The 381-nt window shown below is 71.4% G+C and carries 1 protein-coding gene; it reads right to left on the bottom strand.

Annotated elements, in window-relative coordinates:
- A partial coding sequence (locus AB4Z35_RS31125) for an AAA family ATPase (protein WP_442101316.1) occupies window positions 1-381 on the bottom strand: 381 nt, incomplete at both ends.

Below are 381 nucleotides of genomic sequence, written 5' to 3'. Positions count from 1 at the left end.
CGTCGTACTGCTGGCGCGCCACGGCCATGATGCGTTCCAGGTGCGCGGCCTTGATCTCGCCTGCCTTGATCGGGTCGCCGGCGGCGGGCACCACGTCGAAGCCGGGGCAGACGTGGGTCACGCAGGCTTCCAGCAGCGCGGCGTCGAGCCGGTCCACCTGGCGGCAGACGTCGGACAGCGTGGCGGGCGGGGTCTGGTCGGTCATCAGGAAGGCGGCGTCGCCGTACTGCTGGCTCAGGTCCACCAGCAGCACGCGCTTCTTGTGCCGGGTAGCCACCACGTGGGCGAAGTTGGCCGCCACGAAGGTGGTGCCGCTGCCGCCCTTGCAGGCCGCGAACGCCAGCACCTGGCCTTCGGCCCGACCGTTGCTGAGTGCGTGGC

The sequence above is a fragment of the Pseudomonas sp. KB_15 genome (genome assembly GCF_052114525.1).
Classification (GTDB): Bacteria; Pseudomonadota; Gammaproteobacteria; order Pseudomonadales; family Pseudomonadaceae; genus Aquipseudomonas.
The sequence above is the reverse complement of the archived record's forward strand: the minus strand, read 5'-3'. Positions and strand labels throughout refer to the sequence as shown.